Source organism: Streptomyces sp. NPDC041784 (assembly GCF_055591025.1).
On sequence record NZ_JBVJAB010000002.1, the window covers coordinates 486,509 to 507,304 of the forward strand.

General features: G+C 68.5%; 17 protein-coding genes. 10 read left to right on the forward strand and 7 right to left on the reverse strand.

Annotated features, from left to right (window positions below):
- The first annotated feature begins 56 nt into the window (after positions 1–56).
- From ACZ6D7_RS05875 to ACZ6D7_RS05885, 3 genes are all read left to right on the forward strand, one after another.
- Positions 57–1,394, forward strand: coding sequence for a tyrosine-type recombinase/integrase (locus ACZ6D7_RS05875; RefSeq protein WP_469484012.1), 1,338 nt, complete (start codon positions 57–59; stop codon positions 1,392–1,394).
- A 683-nt stretch (positions 1,395–2,077) separates the two neighbouring features.
- Positions 2,078–3,601, forward strand: coding sequence for a hypothetical protein (locus ACZ6D7_RS05880; RefSeq protein ID WP_469484015.1), 1,524 nt, complete (start codon positions 2,078–2,080; stop codon positions 3,599–3,601).
- A 390-nt stretch (positions 3,602–3,991) separates the two neighbouring features.
- Complete coding sequence (locus tag ACZ6D7_RS05885) at positions 3,992–4,246, forward strand: hypothetical protein (RefSeq protein ID WP_469484021.1); 255 nt, start codon at positions 3,992–3,994, stop codon at positions 4,244–4,246.
- 1,248 nt (positions 4,247–5,494) lie between these two features.
- On the opposite strand, the gene ACZ6D7_RS05890 is transcribed toward ACZ6D7_RS05885, so the two are convergent.
- Positions 5,495–6,856: a glutamine synthetase family protein gene (locus tag ACZ6D7_RS05890; protein WP_469484024.1), complete on the reverse strand. Its 1,362-nt coding sequence runs from the start codon at positions 6,854–6,856 to the stop codon at positions 5,495–5,497.
- A gap of 322 nt (positions 6,857–7,178) precedes the next feature.
- Between ACZ6D7_RS05890 and ACZ6D7_RS05895 the strand changes: the two genes are divergently transcribed.
- A complete protein-coding gene (locus tag ACZ6D7_RS05895; RefSeq protein WP_469484027.1) occupies positions 7,179–8,372 on the forward strand; it encodes a globin domain-containing protein in 1,194 nt (397 codons plus the stop codon).
- A 51-nt stretch (positions 8,373–8,423) separates the two neighbouring features.
- Here the strand turns inward: ACZ6D7_RS05895 and ACZ6D7_RS05900 are convergent, their stop codons facing one another.
- Both ACZ6D7_RS05900 and ACZ6D7_RS05905 read right to left on the reverse strand, forming a co-directional pair.
- On the reverse strand, positions 8,424–8,957 hold the full coding sequence (locus ACZ6D7_RS05900) for a hypothetical protein (protein WP_469484030.1): 534 nt from the start codon (positions 8,955–8,957) through the stop codon (positions 8,424–8,426).
- Between the two features lie 58 nt (positions 8,958–9,015).
- Positions 9,016–9,450 (reverse strand): RrF2 family transcriptional regulator, encoded by a 435-nt coding sequence (locus tag ACZ6D7_RS05905; RefSeq protein WP_469484033.1) that lies wholly within the window; start codon positions 9,448–9,450, stop codon positions 9,016–9,018.
- A gap of 157 nt (positions 9,451–9,607) precedes the next feature.
- Here ACZ6D7_RS05905 and ACZ6D7_RS05910 point away from each other — a divergent pair, with 157 nt between their 5' ends.
- The 3 genes from ACZ6D7_RS05910 to ACZ6D7_RS05920 all read left to right on the forward strand — a co-directional run bounded on the left by ACZ6D7_RS05910 (position 9,608) and on the right by ACZ6D7_RS05920 (position 12,735).
- Positions 9,608–10,276 (forward strand): DUF3105 domain-containing protein, encoded by a 669-nt coding sequence (locus ACZ6D7_RS05910; RefSeq protein WP_469484036.1) that lies wholly within the window; start codon positions 9,608–9,610, stop codon positions 10,274–10,276.
- A complete protein-coding gene (locus tag ACZ6D7_RS05915) occupies positions 10,273–10,887 on the forward strand; it encodes a DUF305 domain-containing protein (RefSeq protein WP_469484039.1) in 615 nt (204 codons plus the stop codon). Before ACZ6D7_RS05910 ends, ACZ6D7_RS05915 begins: the two co-directional genes overlap by 4 nt.
- A 93-nt stretch (positions 10,888–10,980) precedes the next feature.
- Positions 10,981–12,735, forward strand: a complete 1,755-nt coding sequence (locus ACZ6D7_RS05920; protein ID WP_469484042.1) for an NAD+ synthase — start codon at positions 10,981–10,983, stop codon at positions 12,733–12,735.
- A gap of 30 nt (positions 12,736–12,765) precedes the next feature.
- Here ACZ6D7_RS05920 and ACZ6D7_RS05925 read toward each other — a convergent pair whose 3' ends face one another.
- From ACZ6D7_RS05925 to ACZ6D7_RS05940, 4 genes are all read right to left on the reverse strand, one after another.
- The gene (locus ACZ6D7_RS05925) at positions 12,766–13,989 is read right to left on the reverse strand and encodes an MFS transporter (protein WP_469484044.1); all 1,224 of its coding nucleotides are present in this window, start codon (positions 13,987–13,989) and stop codon (positions 12,766–12,768) included.
- Positions 13,990–14,112: 123 nt separating this feature from the next.
- Positions 14,113–15,180: an endonuclease/exonuclease/phosphatase family protein gene (locus ACZ6D7_RS05930; protein ID WP_469484047.1), complete on the reverse strand. Its 1,068-nt coding sequence runs from the start codon at positions 15,178–15,180 to the stop codon at positions 14,113–14,115.
- A gap of 227 nt (positions 15,181–15,407) precedes the next feature.
- On the reverse strand, positions 15,408–16,034 hold the full coding sequence (locus tag ACZ6D7_RS05935; protein ID WP_469484051.1) for a TetR/AcrR family transcriptional regulator: 627 nt from the start codon (positions 16,032–16,034) through the stop codon (positions 15,408–15,410).
- A 55-nt stretch (positions 16,035–16,089) separates the two neighbouring features.
- The gene (locus ACZ6D7_RS05940) at positions 16,090–17,682 is read right to left on the reverse strand and encodes an MFS transporter (protein WP_469484055.1); all 1,593 of its coding nucleotides are present in this window, start codon (positions 17,680–17,682) and stop codon (positions 16,090–16,092) included.
- Positions 17,683–17,850: 168 nt separating this feature from the next.
- Between ACZ6D7_RS05940 and panB the strand changes: the two genes are divergently transcribed.
- The 3 genes from panB (at position 17,851) to ACZ6D7_RS05955 (ending at position 20,785) form a co-directional block, all read left to right on the forward strand.
- Positions 17,851–18,726: a 3-methyl-2-oxobutanoate hydroxymethyltransferase gene (gene panB / locus ACZ6D7_RS05945; RefSeq protein WP_469484057.1), complete on the forward strand. Its 876-nt coding sequence runs from the start codon at positions 17,851–17,853 to the stop codon at positions 18,724–18,726.
- 185 nt (positions 18,727–18,911) lie between these two features.
- The gene (locus tag ACZ6D7_RS05950; RefSeq protein ID WP_469484060.1) at positions 18,912–19,937 is read left to right on the forward strand and encodes an ATP-binding cassette domain-containing protein; all 1,026 of its coding nucleotides are present in this window, start codon (positions 18,912–18,914) and stop codon (positions 19,935–19,937) included.
- 11 nt (positions 19,938–19,948) lie between these two features.
- Complete coding sequence (locus ACZ6D7_RS05955; RefSeq protein ID WP_469484558.1) at positions 19,949–20,785, forward strand: ABC transporter permease; 837 nt, start codon at positions 19,949–19,951, stop codon at positions 20,783–20,785.
- Positions 20,786–20,796: the final 11 nt, after the last annotated feature.

Below are 20,796 nucleotides of genomic sequence, written 5' to 3' on the forward strand. Positions count from 1 at the left end.
CAGGGAGAGCCGCGCCGGCGGCTCTCCCTGCCGCATGTCGAGAGGACAACTGCCATATGGCAGGCCACATCCAGGACCGCTGGTACAAGACCGAACCTGACGCGGCGGGAAAGCCGCGCCGCGTGCGCACCGACCGCTACGGCTCTGGGATGCGCTACCGCGCCCGCTACATCGGCCCGGACGGGACCGAGAGGAGCAAGTCGTTCCCCGACGGACAGAAACGGCTGGCCGACAAGTGGCTGGCCCACATCGAAGCCGACATGTCGCGCGGTCAGTACGTCGACCCTGCCGCGAGCCGTGTGACGTTCCGGCAGTACGCAGAGAAGTGGCTGAGCACGCAGACCACCGAAATGACGACGCGGGAGACTGTCGAATCGTCCCTCAGGGGCCACGCGATCCCCTACCTCGGGCCGCGCCCGCTCGGCTCCTTCAAGCCGGAACACATTCGGGACTGGCTGAGCAAGCTGGAGTCGGCTGTACCCGCGTCGTCATACCGACGCGTGATCTACAACAACGTCTCGACGGTCCTGAACGCCGCCGTCGACGACGGTCACCTGACGAAGAACCCTTGCCATGCGCAGTCTGTTCGGCCCCCTGCCCCTGGAACAGGCCGCATCGTGCCGTGGACCGCTGAGCGTGCTTTCGCCATACGGGCGGGCCTCCCCGAGCGCTTCCGCGCAACGGTCGACCTCGGAGGCGGATGCGGACTCCGACAAGGTGAGATCTTCGGTCTTCCCGCCGATGGGGTCAGGTTCGACTCAGGATGGCTGCACATCGCCAACCAAGTGAAGGTGGCCAGGGGGCATCTCGTGTTCGCCCCGCCCAAGCGGAACAAGGAGCGCGACGTCCCCTTGCCGGACCGTGTGGCAGAGGTACTCAAGCAACACATGGAAGCCTTCCCGCCGGTCGACGTCACCTTGCCCTGGCTTCGGCCGGACGGTCCGCCCGTCACGAAGCGGCTCGTGTTCACCCGCCTCAACGGCGCCGGCGCGGTGCGACGGACCGACTTCAACGTTCGCGCGTGGAAGCCCGCGCTCGTCGCCGCGGGCGTTATCCCGAAGCCCAAGCCGGGCGAGCGGCACCAGGCGGCCCGCGAGCACGGCATGCATGCCCTCAGGCACTTCTACGCTTCCGTGCTGCTGGACGCCGGCGAGAACGTTAAAGCGCTGAGTGCCTACCTCGGACACAGCGATCCCGGGTTCACGCTCCGGGTCTACACGCACCTCATGCCGAGTAGCGACGCACGGGCCCGGCAGGCTGTGGACGGCCTGTACGAAAAAGCGTCGTTTCGACGCCACCCGCATCCTGAACCTGCTGGAAAGGAACCCCCGTCCGTCAAACGAACGGAGGCTCACGGGCACCTCGATGCGAACTACGGGCGGGGAGGTCGCTGAGGTCTCCCGACCTGACCACGGGGATGTTGGCGGCTCGGGACGGTCGCCTGTAGTCGCCGCGGTTGCTGTACTTCTGTGCTGTACTGCAACGCCCGGGGGTCTCCAGGTGTGCCTACGTAGGTACATCTCCCCTTGGCCGGACGCGAGGACACGTGCACTGGCCACCACCCCCAGCAGGACAATGGTGCGGCCGAGAGCTTAGAAGTCGCTGGACTACTTCTCGGGTCACGTACCTGTGACCTGAACGTACGACTCAAAGAACGCCCGTAGGGAGCAATTTTAGACGCGCGTTCGACAGGGTGCGGTAGGGCCAGCCCTCGGTGGTGCGTCGGTGGTGCGTCCGAGCACGGGGCGAAGCGTCGCCGATAAAACCGTTCACCTAGAGATCTTCATTCAGGACACTGCCACTCAATCTAGAATAACCCAGCGTTCTTACCCTGCGACCGATAATAAGTCAAGGTCCGGGAAGTCGTCGGGCCCGAAGCGGCATCGGCCTCTATTCTTGCTCCTTCATTCACCCTTGGGAGGGGATCTATCCTTCCAATCGGACCAGCCCCGGATGCATCGATCCCCTAAGTGTGCATGGATGGCGGTAACAGGTAATCCGCTAGAGATCCCTTAGGGCAGGAGCAATGACAGAGGATGTAGCTCTGAAGCTACTGCACGACCTCCCGGCTTGGCGAATGCGTGCCATCGAGCGAATCGAACTCTCAAGCGCACTATGGGCGGATAGAGATCGAGAGATCCATGTCAAGCCACTTGAAAAGGTGGCTCTGGTACCCCCCGGGAATCCGGGCCATGTACCCGGTTTGCATGCAGCGCTGGCCCGCCTGCCTAAAGATGAAGATGGCAGAGTCGAATTGATTCTTCCGATCGCAGAGCACCCAAAGGTGCCCGTACTTGATTTACATATCACAGTCGCCGGAGAACAGGTCTACCGGATTCCTCTTGACCAAAGCGCACAACTCCAGGCGCGCTACATGAAAGTTCTCGCTGAAAAAGCCCACCTCGATCAAATCGATTTCGCGGGCGGGCTACTAGAGTTGCTGGCTGCTATCTTCTTTCTGCCGACGAGCCGATATGCGGCGATCTGGAAAAATTACCACCAGATCTCCTTTGACCCCCGCAGCTGGTACCGCAGTGTCTTGACGAGCGTCGGCCGAAAGGATCCGCTACGCATCTTCCTCGACGATCGCCGTTTCTTGGACTTCGAGGTCAAGAATCAGGTTTACCGCGAATGGAATGCAATTGGCGACGACATTAGAGAATACGTCCTCCAGGAGGCGATGCATGATGAACTAAATGGTGCCGAGAACCCGCTAATTTCGCTACCTCACATGTTTCAAGAGGCGAAACGACTAAAAGGCGAGGTGTTGGATGAGCAACAGTGCAGCACTCGGCTCCGAAACCTGCGTGACCTCCTCAGAGAAGCGCATGCTCAGGCAGCACATAAACAAACAGAAGAAGGGAACGCGGCGCAACAGTTGCTCTCGATGTACGCTGCGTACGGCTATCGATGGATGACATTTGCGAGATGCAGTGTCCCGCTCAAAGAGCCATTCATTATTGACGTAAGGGAGCGGCGATCTGTTTATTTCCAGTGCAAGCGAAGCAAGGAATATAGGAGCATTAGAGCAATTCCCGTGGGGGAGCACCTTGGCAAGACAGCTTGGAAAGCGGTCAATTTTGCCGATGCAGACACCAACCATGTTAGCATTCGACTAGCGGATAGCACCTCTGCTCGACTGCACCCTAGATGTGAAACTATGAACGAAAAGGGGGAATCCTTCAAGGTGGAGCTGGACGAGGAAGCGGGAACCTCCGAGCTTTACCTGCGCCACGACTCCACCCCTGGTCGCCCGGCGCGGATCTGGATTAAATGCCACTTGCGGCTTCCGCGACTGCTTTCACTCTTCCTCTACCTAACCATGGTAATTACGGCATGCGCCGTATATCTGCTCATCTGGCGAGGCGTGTTCGAATCAAAAGGCGCTGGCGATGAAGTGCACGGCCTGACTGCCAAAGATTCCACCGTAATCCTTATCCCTGTCGCCTTTGTGGCCTCTTTTTTGCTAGTCAAGGATAATTCAACACTGGTCATGCGCCTCCGAAGGTTCCGCCAGTCATTTCTTTTGATTGAGTTGTTCACCTTGCTGGCTACGGCGTTCTTCCTGTATGTATTTCACCAAATTCTTGCAGTCCCATAACTTCGAGAGGTGATCCGTCGGTTGAGGACGACGCCGCACGGTATACAGCCCTTGAGGTTTGACCTCATCCTTATCAGGTCGATCCTTGTCGTCCGGTGCACCTGTAAGGCCGCAGCCGGGCCGCGTCAGGCCGGTTGCGGGAGTCCGTCTTGGTGCGCACCCGTCCGCCGCTGTTGGTGTCAGCCACTGGTGTCAGACATCGGTCGCGGTGGGCCCGGGACGGGTGCCGTGCCGGAGGGTGTCGTACGGGAGCGTGAGCCGCTTGACGGTTGCCCCGACAGTGAGTACGGAGCACTTGGCGTACCTCTTCGACTGGGTGCTGCACGAGATCGAAGCGATCGGTGGACGCACACAGCTCCGAGTCCCGGTTCACGCGAAACGCCCGTTCGATTGCGCCTAGCCACGACCTCCAGGTCGTCGCTGCGCACCCGTATCGACTCGAAGAAGCTGACCAACGAGGGCGGCGACGACTCTGTCCTGCTGCACTCCCTGTGGGAGATCATCGACAACTCCGTCGACGAGACCCTCGAGTCAAGCATCTCGGTCATCGTCGGGCCCGAAGTCGGCCTGGCCTGCGCCGAAATCGCCATAACCGAGCTGCACGCTGCCGGCAAGCTCGGGCAGAAGTTGCTGCGCTCCGACTAGTACAGAGGCCCTCCCTGACGTGGTCGTATTCGTCGTGATGGACCTGGCAGGGAAGCCCAAGAGGATCGACGTCAGGAAGGGCAGAGGCGCAGCGCCGGAAGTACAAGTCGCCTGTCATGCTGGGGCAGTTCCTCCCGTACACGCAGCAACTGCCCGGTTAAGTGCACGAACGGGCTCCCGTTGCCCCCTATTTGAGGGGGAGGCATGACCTGGCTTGACCCCGAGAGGCACCTACTGTCAGTGCCGTGCGTCAGACTGTTCTAGCGCGGTCACAGGCCTCCGCCAGAAAAGGCGGCGGCCCCCTGGTCCTACGCAGGAGGCCGCCATCACCATCTGGGACGTCAACCAAAGGAGGCCAAGATTCCCAGCTATAGGAAGTGTAGGTGCCGGGTCCGACAATGCCCCACTGCGAAGGCTCTTCAGCCTGCTCGCTCGCGGAGGCGCATGCGCGCTGAACTGGAGCAACGGTCGGCACAGCATCATTTCCGCCGTCTCATGAACTCCGCCACGGATGAGCTCATGCGTGTCGGCGTGAAGGCCAGTCTGAGTGGGGTCGGAGCGCTGGCGCTCTACTGGTGGAATCACCACCGCTGAGAGCCCTGGGCCTGTGCTGCGACCCTACTCCCCGCAGCACAGGCCACCCAGAACAACCCACCACTCACCCCAGCTTCCATCCCGTCCGCCGTCGACCCACACACCGTGGAGCGGGCGTGGTTCATGGCGTCCAGGTGGAGCACGGCGCTGTACGAACAACCTGGACGCCATGCGCCGCGTCTGCTCGGCTCTGCCTGGGTCGACGGTGGACGGGATGGAAGCACCCAGCGCACACCACTACGAACCGCAGCCCGGAACGGCGCCCCTCCATCCCGGTGCCAGCCGATCCCCCGCCGGAGGCACCGCTTGTGCCCGCGGTCGCGTCACGCGGTGATCACCTCATGGCCGTCGGCCCTATCCACATGTGGCGCGCGTCGGCGCAGCGTGCGCGGAGCCGGCCGAAGGCAGGAGCGCAGCGCGCAGCGGAGCTGAGCGCGCCCGGCGGAGCGGAGCGGAGCGGAGCCGGGGCTTGAGCTAGGAAGTGAAAGCTGTAACGGCTCCTACTTCCAGCGAGCACCCGAGGTGCGCATGAAGCGTGAGATCCGCGCTGACGGCCCACAGACGGCCCAGGGGCAGCGACACGCCATGGGGCCGACGATCCACGACCGTCGGCCCCACTAGTCATCACAGCGGAAATACCGCCCTGACCTGCCCCTACAGCACCGGCAGGTTCTTCCGCAGCTCGAACGCGGTCACCTCGGAGCGGTACTCCTCCCACTCCGACCTCTTGTTGCGCAGGAAGAAGTCGAAGACGTGCTCACCGAGGGTCTCGGCGACGAGGTCGCTGCGCTCCATCAGGGTGAGGGCCTCGCCGAGGTTCTGCGGGAGGGGCTCGATGCCCATCGCGCGGCGCTCCGCGTCGGAGAGGGCCCAGACGTCGTCCTCGGCGCCCGGGGGAAGCTCGTAGCCCTCCTCGACGCCCTTGAGGCCGGCGGCGAGGAGCATGGCGTAGGCCAGGTACGGGTTGGCGCCGGAGTCGAGGGAGCGGACCTCGATGCGGGCCGAGCCGGTCTTGCCGGGCTTGTACATGGGGACGCGGACCAGGGCCGAGCGGTTGTTGTGGCCCCAGCAGATGTACGAGGGAGCCTCGCCGCCGGCGCCCGCGGTGCGCTCGGAGCCGCCCCAGATGCGCTTGTAGGAGTTGACCCACTGGTTGGTGACGGCGGCGATCTCGGCGGCGTGCTTCAGCAGGCCGGCGATGAAGGAGCGGCCGACCTTGGAGAGCTGGTACTCCGCTCCCGACTCGTAGAACGCGTTGCGGTCGCCCTCGAAGAGCGACAGGTGCGTGTGCATGCCGCTGCCCGGGTGCTCGGAGAACGGCTTGGGCATGAAGGTCGCCTGCACGCCCTGCTCCAGCGCCACCTGCTTCATGACCAGGCGGAACGTCATGATGTTGTCGGCCGTGGAGAGCGCGTCGGCGTAGCGGAGGTCGATCTCCTGCTGGCCGGGGGCGCCCTCGTGGTGGGAGAACTCGACCGAGATGCCCATGGACTCCAGCATGGTGATCGCCTGGCGGCGGAAGTCCATGCCCACGTTGTGCGGGGTGTGGTCGAAGTAGCCGGAGTTGTCGGCGGGGGTCGGGCGGGAGCCGTCGGTCGGCTTGTCCTTCAGCAGGAAGAACTCGATCTCGGGGTGCGTGTAGAAGGTGAAGCCCAGGTCGGAGGCGCGGGCCAGGGCGCGCTTCAGCACGTAGCGCGGGTCGGCGAAGGACGGCGAGCCGTCCGGCATGAGGATGTCGCAGAACATGCGTGCGGTGCCGGGGGCCTCCGCGCGCCAGGGCAGGACCTGGAAGGTGGACGGATCCGGCTTGGCGATCATGTCGGACTCGTAGACCCGGGCGAAGCCCTCGATCGCGGAGCCGTCGAAGCCGATCCCCTCGTCAAACGCCTGCTCGAGCTCGGCCGGGGCCACGGCGACGGACTTGAGGAAGCCCAGCACGTCCGTGAACCACAGCCGTACGAACCGGATGTCGCGCTCCTCCAACGTCCGGAGCACGAACTCCTGCTGCTTGTCCATCTTCCGCTTCCCCATCCTTGCTGGTCAGGCCGCCTGTCTCCCGTCCCACGGAGAGGCGGTCGGGCACCTGAGCATCCCACCACAACACCATTTCGTGCGCGTTGCGGACCATGATCGCCTCGGCGACCTCGCCCTGAACGCCTCACGTCCGGCCGGTGTACAGCTCTGCCGCCCATCTTGCCTGCTCGGACGGACATCCGTAATGCCCGGCCCCCTCCGGCTCCCCGCACCCACTTAATTTGCATCTCAGATGCAAGTTTAACTACCGTGCCGGACAGGTCGAGCGCAGCACCCCGCGCGCCGACGAGCCCGAGGAGGCCCGATGCTGTCCGAGCAGTCCGCAGCCACCGTCCGCGCCACGCTGCCTGTCGTGGGCGCGGCGATCGGCGAGATCACCGAGCGCTTCTACGCCGGTCTCTTCGCCGCACGTCCCGAGCTGCTGCGGGACCTCTTCAACCGCGGCAACCAGGCCGCCGGCACCCAGCGCCAGGCCCTGGCCGGCTCCATCGCCGCCTTCGCCGTCCACCTCGTCGACCACCCGGAGACCCGCCCCGACGCGATGCTCACCCGCATCGCCCACAAACACGCCTCCCTGGGCGTCACGCCCGAGCAGTACCCCCTCGTGCACGAGCACCTCTTCGCCGCCATCGCCGACGTCCTCGGCGAGGCGGTCACCCCCGAGGTCGCGGCCGCCTGGACGGAGGTCTACTGGCTGATGGCGAACGCGCTGATCGCGATCGAGCGGCGGCTGTACGAGGAGAGCGGCGGTCCCGAGTGGCGGACCTGGCAGGTCGTGGAGCGCGTCCCGGAGACCGAGGACGTGGTCACCTTCCGCCTGCGCCCGCTCGACGACGACCCCCGCCCGGTACGGGACTTCCGCGCCGGCCAGTACGTCTCCGTCCGCGTCGAACTCCCCGACGGCGCCCGCCAGATACGCCAGTACAGCCTGTCCGGCGCGCCGGGTTCGGCCGTACGGCAGATCAGCGTCAAGCGGGTCCTCGGCGACCCCACGACGCCGGAGGGCGAGGTCTCGAACCACCTGCACGCGCGTGTGCGTGAGGGCAGCGTGCTTCAGCTCTCCGAGCCGTACGGCGACCTCGTCCTCGACCGCACCGACGACGCGCCGCTGCTGCTGGCCTCGGCCGGTATCGGCGTCACCCCGATGGTCGCGATGCTGGCCCACCTCGCGGACACCGGCCACCGCGCTCCGGTCACGGTCGTCCACGCCGACCGCTCCCCCGCCGACCACGCCCTGCGCACCGACCACGAGATGTACGCGACGAAGCTCCCGGAGGCGTCCGTCCACCTCTGGTACGAGCGGGAGGCACCGCAGGGTGCGGGAACGGGCCTGGCCGACCTCACGGACGTCCCCGTACGGCCGGGCACGCGCGCGTACCTGTGCGGGCCGCTGCCCTTCATGCGGGCGGTGCGGGGTCAGCTGATCGAGAAGGGCGTGGCCCCGGCGGACATCCACTACGAGGTGTTCGGACCGGACCTCTGGCAGGCGGGGGCCTGATTCCGGCACCCCTCTGACGCGCCCGACGTCGGGGGCCGCCGCACCGTGCGTCTACGGCTCCCGGAACAGCGGGTCGTACGGCTCGTTCTCCGGGGTGAAGACCAGGACGTGTTCCCGGCCGGGGCCGGGCCCGAGGGCGACCTCGCGCAGGCGGTTCAGGACGGTGGCCTCGTCGGGGAGGTCGAGGCCCAGGGTGGCGGCGGCGCGGTCGCGGGCGGGCGGGAGGTCGGGCATGTCCGCGAGGTACTCGGCGGCGGATTCCCGGCTCTCCTCGACGGTGAACGTCCGGCAGTCGCGCCACCAGGGGACGACCAACAGGAGTCGCAGCAGCTCGGGCAGCCCGATCGCGACCAGCGCGGCGCTGCCCTCGGAGTCGGCGTACAGGACCGGCCGTTCCTCGCCGCCCTCGCCGCAGAAGAACCAGGTACCGCCGGCGCCGTCCCCCGCGAAGCCCTCCAGCGCGGCGCCCGAGGCGAGGTGGACCTCCTCGACGTGGTCACCCCGGTCCAGGTCGAAGTCCCCCACCCGGCCGAGGTGGCGAGCGGTCTCGTCGTGTGCGCGTATGGCGGCGATCAGCGAGGTCACGGGGGGAGGGTAGCGGGGGGGAGGGTAGCGGGGGTGCGGGTGAGAGACACCCCCGTGATCACGCCGGCTTCGAGATCCCCAGCAACAGCGGCCCCGTGGGTTCCGCCACGATGTCGGCCACCGTGATCGGGTCCAGGGAGGCGAAGAACGCCTCCTGGGCGCGGCGCAGGGCTCCGCGGAGCCGGCAGCCGGAGTTCAGGGGGCAGGGGGTGGAGCCCTCGCAGTCGACCACGTCGCCGTCGCCCTCGAAGGTGCGGACGAGGCCGCCCACGGAGGCCGTACGGCCCTTCTCGGTCAGGGCGAGGCCGCCGCCCCGGCCGCGGCGGGCCTCCAGCAGGCCCAGGTGCTGGAGTTCGGCGACGACCTTGGCCGCGTGGGTGTAGGGGACCGCCATCGCGGCGGCCACGTCGCGGGTCGTGGGCGTGGTCTCGCCCGCCACCGCGAGTCGCATGAGGACACGCAGGGCCAGGTCGGTGGATCGCAGCAACCGCATGAGAGAAGCGTAGATAATACGCATCTGTCCTTCAAATTATCCCGCGGCGGCGGCCTTGGCTGTGACCTGTCTACGACATTGCCCACCTCCCCCATTACGATCAGCTGACCCGAACACCCCGACCGTCCCGCCCCTTTCCCCCAGAAGGACAGGCCTCATGGGTTCCGCCGATCAGACCAGCAGTGCGGCGCGCAAGGCGCGCATAGAGGAGATGCGGCGGGCCGAGAAGGCCCGCGAGCGGCGTAACCGGTTTCTCGTGATCACCGGCAGTGTCGTCGCCGTGGTGGCGCTCGTCGTCGGCGGTGTGTTCGTCGTGAAGTCGCAGTCGGGCGACGACGACACCACCACCGCGTCCGACTCCAAGGGCTCGGGGAAGTTCGTCACCGGCTCGGACGGGGTGAGGACGTGGAAGGGGACGCTGGGGCGCACCCACGTCACCAAGACCGTGAACTACCCGATGGAGCCCCCGGTCGGCGGTGACCACCACCAGGCCTGGATGAACTGCAACGGGGACGTCTACACCAAGGCCCTGAACAACATGAACGCCGTGCACTCCCTGGAGCACGGCGCGGTCTGGGTGACGTACAACAGCAAGGCCGACAAGGCCGATGTCGCGGCTCTCGCGGCGAAGGTGAAAAAGACGCCGTACTCGCTCATGAGCCCGGACGACGACCAGGCCGACCCGATCATGCTGACCGCGTGGGGGCACCAGCGGACGGTGACCGGGGCGAGCGACCCGAACGTGGACGCGTTCCTCGAGAAGTTCGTGCAGGGCGAGCAGACGCCCGAGCCGGGCGCGGCGTGCACGGGCGGTCTGGCGCAGTGAGGTACGCGGGAGTCGCGGTAGCCGTGGCCGGGGTGCTCGTCGCGGCCGGTGCGATCAGTTATTCCGTCGCCGAGGACGGCCGGTCGGGCGTCGAGCCGCCCGCCGTCGAGTCGGCCGACGCCGGGTTCGCCCGGGACATGGCGGTGCACCACCAGCAGGCCGTGGAGATGGCGTACATCGTGCGCGACCGGACGGACGACGAGGACGTCCGGCGGCTCGCCTACGACATCGCGCAGACGCAGGCCAACCAGCGCGGGATGATGCTGGGCTGGCTCGATCTGTGGGGGCTGCCGAAGGTGTCGTCAGACGAGCCCATGAGCTGGATGGGCATGGCCGGGATGGCCGACGGCGAGGACGGCGCGCTCATGCCCGGCATGGCCACCGACACCGAGCTGAAGAAGCTCGGCACGCTCAACGGCAAGCAGGCGGAGGTCTTCTTCCTCCAGCTGATGACGGACCATCACAAGGGCGGCATCCACATGGCCCGGGGGTGTGTCGAGAAATGCACCGTCGACGTGGAGAAGCGGCTCGCGCAGGGCATGGTCGACGCGCAGGAGTCGGAGATCCAGCTGATGACGGACATGCTGAAGGAGCGGGGCGCCAAACCCTGAGAAACCTGGGGTGGTCCGTTCCGGCTCGGAGCGTGAGGTGGACGACACCGCACGCCACCCCCATCGCGTCGCATTGACGATTACACTGGGCCCGTGCCTCAACTTCGTCTCGCTCTGAACCAGATCGACTCGCGCGTCGGCGACCTCGTCGGCAACACCGAAACGATCCTCCGCTGGACCCGGCACTCCGCCGAACAGGGAGCGCATCTCGTGGCGTTCCCGGAGATGGCGCTGACCGGGTACCCCGTCGAGGACCTCGCCCTGCGCTCGTCCTTCGTCGAGGCCTCCCGCACGGCGCTGCGCACGCTCGCCGCGCGCCTCGCGGAGGAGGGCTTCGGCGAGCTGCCGGTGGTCGTCGGCTATCTCGACCGCGCCGGGACCGCCCAGCCGAAGTACGGCCAGCCGGCCGGCGCGCCGCGGAACGCGGCGGCGGTGCTGCACGGCGGTGAGGTGGTCCTGTCCTTCGCCAAGCACCACCTGCCCAACTACGGCGTCTTCGACGAGTTCCGGTACTTCGTGCCCGGTGACACCATGCCGGTGCTGCGGGTGCGCGGGGTGGACGTGGCCCTCGCGATCTGCGAGGACCTCTGGCAGGACGGCGGCCGGGTGCCGGCGGCGCGTTCCGCCGAGGCGGGCCTGCTGCTGTCCATCAACGCCTCGCCGTACGAGCGCGACAAGGACGACACCCGGCTGGAGCTGGTGCGCAAGCGCGCCCAGGAGGCGGGCTGCACCACCGCCTACCTCGCCATGATGGGCGGACAGGACGAGCTGGTCTTCGACGGCGACTCGATCGTCGTCGACCGGGACGGCGAGGTCGTGGCGCGGGCGCCGCAGTTCTCCGAGGGATGCGTGGTCCTGGACCTCGACCTGCCGGCGGCGTCGGCGAACGCGCCGACGGGCATCGTGGACGACGGTCTGCGCATCGACCGCGTGGTGGTGTCCGAGGAGCCGGTGGAGGCGTACGAGCCCACCCTGGCCGGTGGGTACGCGGAGCGGCTGGACGACGACGAGGAGGTGTACTCGGCGCTGGTCGTGGGCCTGCGGGCGTATGTCGCCAAGAACGGTTTCAGGTCTGTGCTGATCGGCCTCTCCGGCGGTATCGACTCGGCGCTGGTCGCGGCGATCGCGTGCGACGCGGTGGGCGCGCAGAACGTGTACGGCGTGTCCATGCCGTCGAAGTACTCCTCGGACCACTCCAAGGGGGACGCGGCGGAGCTGGCGCGGCGGACCGGGCTGAACTTCCGTACGGTGCCGATCGCGCCGATGTTCGACGCGTACATGTCCTCGACGGAGCTGACCGGCCTGGCCGAGGAGAACCTCCAGTCCCGGCTGCGCGGCACGCTCCTGATGGCGATCTCCAACCAGGAGGGCCACATCGTGCTGGCCCCCGGCAACAAGTCGGAGCTGGCGGTCGGCTACTCGACGCTGTACGGCGACTCGGTGGGCGCGTACGGCCCCATCAAGGACGTCTACAAGACGTCGATCTTCCGCCTGGCCGAGTGGCGCAACCGGGCGGCGGCCGAGCGGGGCCAGACCCCGCCGATCCCCGAGAACTCGATCACCAAGCCGCCGAGCGCGGAACTCCGCCCCGGCCAGGTCGACACGGACTCGCTCCCGGACTACCCCGTCCTGGACGGCATCCTCGAGCTGTACGTCGACCGGGACCAGGGCGCGGACGCGATCGTCGCGGCGGGGTACGACCGTGATCTGGTCGTGAAGACCCTGCGCATGGTCGACACCGCCGAGTACAAGCGCCGCCAGTACCCGCCGGGCACGAAGATCTCGGCAAAGGGCTTCGGCAAGGACCGCCGCCTCCCGATCACGAACGGCTGGCGCGAGTCCCTCTGACCCGGCTCGACGTCGGGGAGCACCTCGACGTCAGCGACGCACGCCCGTCTCCGCGCGCAGGGGCGTGCTCACGGCCACCACGCGCTCCCGGCCCCGACCGGGGGCCCGCCGTACGTCCACGGCGTACGCCACACCCGCAACGCCCAGCCCCAGCACCGCCAGCGCCGCCCCCGCCACCGCCGGGGAGGTCGCGCCGAAGCCGGCTGCCAGGGTGAGGCCGCCGATCCAGGCGCCGCCGGCGTTGGCGAGGTTGAAGGCGGCCTGGTTGGCGGAGGAGGCCAGGGACGGGCCCGCGGAGGCCCGTTCCATGACCATCAGGTTGAGCGGGGTGCCGGCGACGAAGGCCGCGACGCCGAGGAGGACGACCGCGAGGGCCCCGCTCCACTGCGCGCGCATCAGCAGCGGGAAGAGGGCCAGCACCACCGCCAGGGAGGTGAGGCCGCCGAAGAGCGTGGCGCGCATGGCGTGGTCGGCGAGGCGGCCGCCCAGGAGGTTGCCGATCGTGGCGCCGACGCCGAAGAGCGCGAGCAGCACGGTCACGCTGGAGCCGGCGTACCCGGCGGAGTCCATGAGCATCGGCGTGATGTAGCTGTACGCCGAGAACAGCGCGCCGAAGCCCGCGACGGTCGTGCCCAGGGCCAGCCAGACCGGGAGCGACCGCAGCGCCGCCAGTTCGCCGCGCAGGCCGGTGGCGGGCGCCGCGCCCGGCAGGTCCCGGGGGATCAGGAGGGCGAGCGAGGCGATCGCCGCCACGCCGATCACGCTCACGCCGAGGAAGGTCGCGCGCCAGCCCAGGTGCTGGCCCATGAGCGTGGCGACCGGGACGCCGGCGATGTTGGCGACGGTCAGGCCGAGGAACATCAGCGACACCGACCGTGCCTTGCGCTCCGGCGCCACCAGGGTGGTGGCGACGACCGCGCCCACGCCGAAGAAGGCACCGTGCGGCAGACCGCTGAGGAAGCGGGCGGCGAGGAGCCAGCCGTGGTCGGGGGCCAGGGCCGACAGGGCGTTGCTGGCCACGAACAGGCCCATCAGCGCCATCAGGACCGTACGGCGCGACCTGCGGGCCGTCACCGCGGCCAGCAGCGGCGCGCCGATGACGACGCCGAGCGCGTACGCGGAGACCAGGTGTCCGGCCGTGGGGATCGAGGTGTGCAGGTCCGCCGCCACGTCGGGCAGCAGGCCCATCATGACGAACTCGGTGGTGCCGATGCCGAAGGCGCCCACGGCGAGGGCGAGCAGGGCCAGAGGCATGAGGGGGCTCAGCCTTTCAGGTCGGGGGTTCCGTACAGCATATGTTCAAGTACGGAACAAACTCTCCCCGGCCTGATATTCCAGGACTGTTCCAGGGGGTTGAGACCCGGTTGCGGGGCCCTTTCAGGAAGCGGTTGTGTCGACTTTCACACGCGCCGCGACGGGCAGGTGGTCGCTGCCGGTCTGCGGGAGGGTCCACGAGGTGACCGGCTCCACGCCCTTCACCATGATCTGGTCGATCCGCGCCATCGGGAACGACGCCGGCCAGCTGAAACCGAAGCCGCTGCCCGCCGCGCCCTGCGTGGAACGCATCTGGGAGGTCACGGCGTTGAGCGAGCGGTCGTTCATCGTGCCGTTGAGGTCGCCCAGCAGCACCACCTGGGTGAGCTTCTCGGCGGCGATGGCCTCGCCCAGCGCGTCCGCGCTCTTGTCGCGCTGCCGGGCGGTGAACCCGGCCTGGAGCTTGACCCGCACGGAGGGCAGGTGGGCGACGTAGAACGCCACGTCGCCCTCGGGCGTCGCGGCCGTGGCCCGCATCGCGCGCGTCCAGCCCAGCTTGATGTCGACGGGCTTCACCCCGCTCAGCGGGTACTTGCTCCACAGCCCGACCGTGCCCTGCACCGAGTGGTACTCGTACGTCGCGGCGAGCGCCTCCTCGTACACCGGCACCGCCGTCGCGGTCAGTTCCTCCAGCGCCACCACGTCCGCGCCGGACGCGGCCACGTCCCGGGCGGTGCCGGACGGGTCGGGGTTGTCGGCGTTGACGTTGTGCGTGGCGACGGTGAGGTCACCGCCGCTGCCGGTCTTGTCGGTGAGCAGCCCGCCGAAGAGGTTCAGCCAGACCACCGCCGGCAGGACGACCGCGATCAGCGCGGTCGCCGACCTGCGCACCAGCGCGAACAGCAGGAGCAGCGGGATGAGCAGCCCGAACCAGGGCAGGAACGTCTCTGTCAGACTGCCGAGGTTGCCGAAGCGGTTGGGGATGCGCGAGTGCACCAGCATCACGAGCGAGAGCAGGAGCGCCAGTGCCGCCAGGACCAGGCCGCGGCGCCAGATCCTCGGGTCGTTCCGCCAGCCCGCCGACAGCCGTTCGGCCAGGCGTGCGATCAGGCGCCGGAGCCGGGCTCCCCGACGCTCGGGTCCCGAGCCGCCGTTGCCGTCCGTCTCCGTCATGTACGCCTGCTGCGCCATACCGTCGCCTCACTGCCTGCCGTGCACACCGTACGTCCTCCGCGGGTACGACCCTAGGGGATGATCGGCTTGGTTCTCGCCGTCCCGTGACGGCCGTACGGGCACGAGGACGACCGGTGCGGCGCCGGGGGTTCCGGCTCTGGCCCGAGAAGCGCGGTCTGTGACGAAACGCGCACATTCATGCCGTCCGGGAACGGGCCGCAGCGTGAACTTGACTGCCTCACCCGCTAACTGACGGGCCGTAGTCCGCCGAGCAGGGTGTCGACGATACGTTCCGCGAGGTCCTCCTCGGTGAGGTCGGCGTCGGGACGCAGGACGGCGCGGACGAGCATGGGGCCCACGAAGATGTCGTTCACCAGCTCCAGGTCGAGCCCGGCGCGCAGTTCGCCGTTCTCCTGGCCGCGACGCAGGACCTCCAGGCCCATCCTGCGCCGGGGCGCTATCACCGAGCTGTGGTACGCCGCCCAGATCTTGGGGCTGGTCTTCATCTGGGCGTGGACGTTGTGCAGGATCGCCGAGGAGCGGTTGGCGAGGCCGCGCCGGCGCAGGGTGTCCAGCAGGACGACGAGGTCGTCGCGCAGGGAGGTGCCGGGGAGTTCGGGGTCCTCGGGTTCGGCGGCGCGCAGGACGTCGACGAAGAGTTCCTCCTTGCCGCTCCAGCGACGGTAGATGGTGGCCTTGCCGACGCCGGCGGTACGGGCGATGCGCTCTATGGAGATCTCGGCGAGCGGAACGCCGTCCTCCAGCAGCTTCATCGTCCCCTCGATGATGGCCCGCTCCACGGCCTCGCTGCGGGGCCGCCCCCTGGCGGGCTGCTCCGGAGCGGTTCCACGGTCGACGAGGCTCACGTCCATCGATCCTTTCGTTGGCCGGCGCGGCGTTGCCCGGTGGGGAGATTGTCTCGCGCGCCTACGACTCCACGCTCGCCAGCTCCCCGTCCCCCGCCTCCCCGGCGTTCTCCCGGTCGGCCTTCGGCCTCCCCGGCAGGAACAGGCCGACCACGACCGCGCCCACGAGCGCCACCGCGGCTCCTCCGACGGCGGTGACGTGCATGGCGTGCAGGAACGCCTCGTCGGCGGGCCCGACGAGCGCCTTGCCCTGGTCGCCGAGTTTCGCCGCGACGCCCAGGGTCGCCTCGATGGACTCCCCCGCGGTGTCCCGCAGCCCCGGCGGCAGCGCGCCCAGCTTGTCCTCGATGCCGTTGCGGTACGCCGTCGACAGCACGGAGCCGAGGACGGCGATGCCGAGCGCGCCGCCGACCTGGCGGAAGGTGTTGCTGAGCGCGGAGGCGGAGCCCGCCTTCTCGCGGGGCAGCGCCTGCATGATGACGACGCTGGTCGGCGTCATGACGTGGGCCATGCCGGCGCCCATGGCGAAGAACACGACCTCCAGGAGCCAGATCGGGGTGTCCGTGTCGAACGCGGCGAACGCCAGCAGGCTCGCGGCGAGGACGAGCATCGCGACCGTGGTCGTGGCTCGCACGCCGATCCGGTCGACGACCAGCCGGGCGCGCGGCGCGAAGATCATCTGGGCGGCGGCCAGCGGCAGCAGGAGCACACCGGTCTGCAGCGGCGAGTAGCCGCGCACGCTCTGGGTGTAGAAGACCGAGAAGAAGGTCACGCCCATCAGCGCGAAGAAGACCAGGGTGATGACGGCCATCGCGGCCGAGAACACCTTGTTCTTGAAGTAGGTGACGTCGATGGACGGGTGGTCGCTGCGCGCCTCGAAGACGACGAAGGCGGCGAGGACGGCCAGCCCGGCGACGATGGGCGCCAGCACGGTCGGGGCGGTGAAGTCGGCCAGTTCGCCGCCCTTGATGATCCCGTAGACCAGCAGGACCAGGCCGACGACGGACAGGACGACGCCGACGGGGTCGATCCGGCCGGGCTTCGGGTCGCGGGAGTCGGGCACCAGCCAGATCATCAGCGCGATCGCGATCAGCACGATCGGGACGTTGACCAGGAAGACCGAGCCCCACCAGAAGTGGTCGAGGAGGAGACCGCCGGTGATCGGGCCGATCGCGATGGCGATGCCCACCCCGCCCGCCCAGACGCCGATCGCCTTGGGCTGCTCCTCGCGCTCGAAGACGTTCATCAGGACGGCGAGGGTGGCCGGCATCACGAACGCGGCGCCGACAGCCATCAGCGCGCGGAAGGCGATCAGCTGGGCCGGGGAGCCGGACTCGGCGGCGAGCGCGGAGCCGATACCGAAGACGACGAGACCGCCGAGGAGCACCTTCTTGCGGCCGACGCGGTCGCCGAGGAGACCGGCGGAGAACAGCAGGCCCGCGAAGACGAGGGTGTAGGAGTTTATGGCCCACTCCAGCTCGCTCTGCGTGGCGCCGAGGCCGACCGGGGCGGGAGTGGAGATCGTCTTGATGGCGACGTTCAGGATGGAGTTGTCCAGCACCACGATCAGCAGGCTCAGCATCAGCACGCCGAGGATGGCCCAGCGGCGCCGGTGCACCGCTTCGGGGATCCGCGGGGCGGCAGGAGTAGTCATGGGCCGAGGGTAGGACAATTCCAATACGGAACCGTCTCGTATCGGAATCCTTTACGGAGACCTTACCCATAGGGGGGTGGTCTGGCCCCGGGTGGCACGAGGTGCCACCATGGTGGTGGTCCGGGGACGCCGTGAGGGCGCCTCGAGATGACGTAAGGAGCCGTTGCAATGACGCAGCTTTCGGCTGCCCAGACTGCATCGCAGAAGCCCACCGACGGCAGCAAGGCGCTGTACGGGGGGAAGGGCACACGCCGTATCACCGTCCGCGACATCGCCCTCGCCAAGGAGCGGGGCGAGAAGTGGCCCATGCTCACCGCCTACGACGCGATGACCGCGTCCGTGTTCGACGAGGCCGGCATCCCGGTGATGCTCGTCGGCGACTCGGCGGGCAACTGCCACCTGGGGTACGAGACGACCGTGCCCGTCACCCTCGACGAGATGACCATGCTGTCGGCGGCCGTCGTACGGGGCACGCAGCGTGCCCTGATCGTCGGCGACCTGCCGTTCGGCTCGTACCAGGAGGGTCCGGTGCAGGCGCTGCGCTCGGCGACCCGACTGGTGAAGGAGGCCGGGGTCGGGGCCGTGAAGCTGGAGGGCGGGGAGCGCTCGCACCGCCAGATCGAGCTGCTCGTCGAGTCCGGGATCCCGGTCATGGCCCACATCGGGCTGACGCCGCAGTCCGTGAACGCGATGGGCTATCGCGTGCAGGGGCGTGGCGAGGAGGCCGCCCAGCAGCTGCTGCGGGACGCCAAGGCCGTGCAGGACGCGGGCGCGTTCGCGGTGGTGCTGGAGCTGGTGCCGGCGGAGCTGGCGGCCGAGGTCACGCGCGTGCTGCACATCCCGACGGTCGGGATCGGGGCCGGTCCCGAGACGGACGCGCAGGTGCTGGTGTGGACCGACATGCTCGGTCTGACCGGCGGGCGCGTGCCGAAGTTCGTCAAGCAGTACGCCGATCTGCGCCGGGTCATGGGTGACGCGGCGAAGGCGTTCGCGGAGGACGTCGTCGGCGGAACGTTCCCGCTGGACGAGCACAGCGTTCACTGAGCCAACTCCGCGCACAGGGCAGCCCGCCGATCTTCCCCCGTCGGCGGGCTGCCGCGCGTTTCCCTCGCCCCCGCCGGGCCCCGGCCCCGGACGCCGACGCGCCGACATCGACCGCCCCCTGCCTGTCGGCGGGGTGTCGGCGCGATGTCGGTCGTTTGTCGGTGGGGGTTGGGAGGGTTTCTGTCATGACGCGAATCGACACGAAACCCAGTGGCGCCGGAAGCGCCGTGACCGTTCGGGGGCTGGTCAAGCACTACGGCGAGACCAAGGCACTGGACGGTGTCGACCTCGACGTACGGGAGGGCACCGTGATGGGGGTGCTCGGCCCGAACGGGGCCGGCAAGACCACCCTGGTGCGGATCCTGTCCACGCTCCTCGCCCCCGACGCCGGCCGGGCGACCGTCGTCGGCTACGACGTCGTACAACAGCCCCGGCAGCTGCGCCGGGTGATCGGGCTGACCGGGCAGTACGCCTCCGTCGACGAGAAGCTCCCCGGGTGGGAGAACCTGTATCTCATCGGGCGCCTCCTCGACCTGTCCCGCAAGGACGCGCGGGGGCGGGCCGACGAGCTGCTGGAGCGGTTCTCCCTCACCGAGGCGGCCAGGCGGCCGGCGGGCACGTACTCCGGCGGTATGCGGCGCCGACTCGACCTCGCCGCGTCGATGATCGGCCGGCCCGCCGTGCTGTTCCTGGACGAGCCCACCACCGGCCTCGACCCGCGCACCCGCAACGAGGTGTGGACCGAGGTGAAGACGATGGTCGGGGACGGCGTGACCGTCCTGCTGACCACCCAGTACATGGAGGAGGCCGAGCAGCTCGCCTCCGAGCTGACCGTCGTCGACCGCGGCCGGGTCATCGCGAACGGCGGTATCGAGGAGCTGAAGGCGAAGGTCGGCGGCCGGACGCTGCGGATACGCCCCGCCGATCCGGTCCACCTGCGCCCGCTGGCCCGCGCGCTCGACGACCTCGGCATCACCGGCCTCGCCACCACCGTCGTGGACACCGAGCGCGGCTCGGTGCTGGTGCCGGTGCTGAGCGACGAGCAGCTGACCGCCGTCGTCGGCGCGGTCACCGCGCGCGGCATCACGCTCTCCTCCCTCACCACCGAACTGCCCAGCCTGGACGAGGTGTTCCTGTCGCTGACCGGCCACCGTGCCAGTGCGCCGCAGGACACCGCCCCCGCCGACACCCGCGAGGAGGTCGCCGTATGAGCGCCCCCACGATGACCCCCGCGACGGCCCCCGCGGGCACCGCCCCCACCGCCGTCGCCACCGCCGACTCGCGCATCACGCTGCGCAGCCATCTGCGCCACACCGGCGCGCTGATCCGCCGCAACCTGCTGTGGATCCGCCAGGACCCGGAGTCGATGTTCGACGCGGTCCTGTTCCCGGTGATCTTCACCCTGCTCTTCGTGTACGTCTTCGGCGGCTCGATCGGGCAGTCGCTGGGCGGCGGCCAGGAGGCGTACGTGCAGTACGTCATCCCCGGACTGCTGGCCATGATGGGCATGAACATGGCCCAGGGCGTGGGCACCGGATTCAACCAGGACTTCAACTCCGGGGTCATGGACCGCTTCCGGTCCCTGCCGATCGGGCGGGGCTCGGTGCTGTTCGCCAAGATCGTGGTCGAGCTGATGCGCATGCTGGTCGCCTGCGTGATCCTCATGGTCGTCGCTGTGCTGATCGGCTTCGACATCACCCACTGGCCCGGCCTGTTCGCGGCGATCGGCCTGGCCACGGTGTTCGGTTCGGCGCTGATGTGGGTCTTCCTGACCCTCGGTGTGACGATGAAGAACGCGCAGTCGGTGCAGGCGATGGGCTTCCTGGTGCTGATGCCGCTCCAGTTCGGCTCGTCGATCTTCGCGCCGACCGCCTCGATGCCGGGGTGGCTGCAGAACTTCACCGAGTACAACCCGCTGTCCTCGCTCGCGGACGCGGCGCGCGGACTGATGGTGGGCGGCCCGGTCGCGCACGGCCTGTGGGTGACCCTGGCCTGGTCGTTGGGGCTCACCGCGGTGATGGCGCCGGTCGCGATCCACAAGTTCCGCACCAAGACCTGAGCGGACCCGCG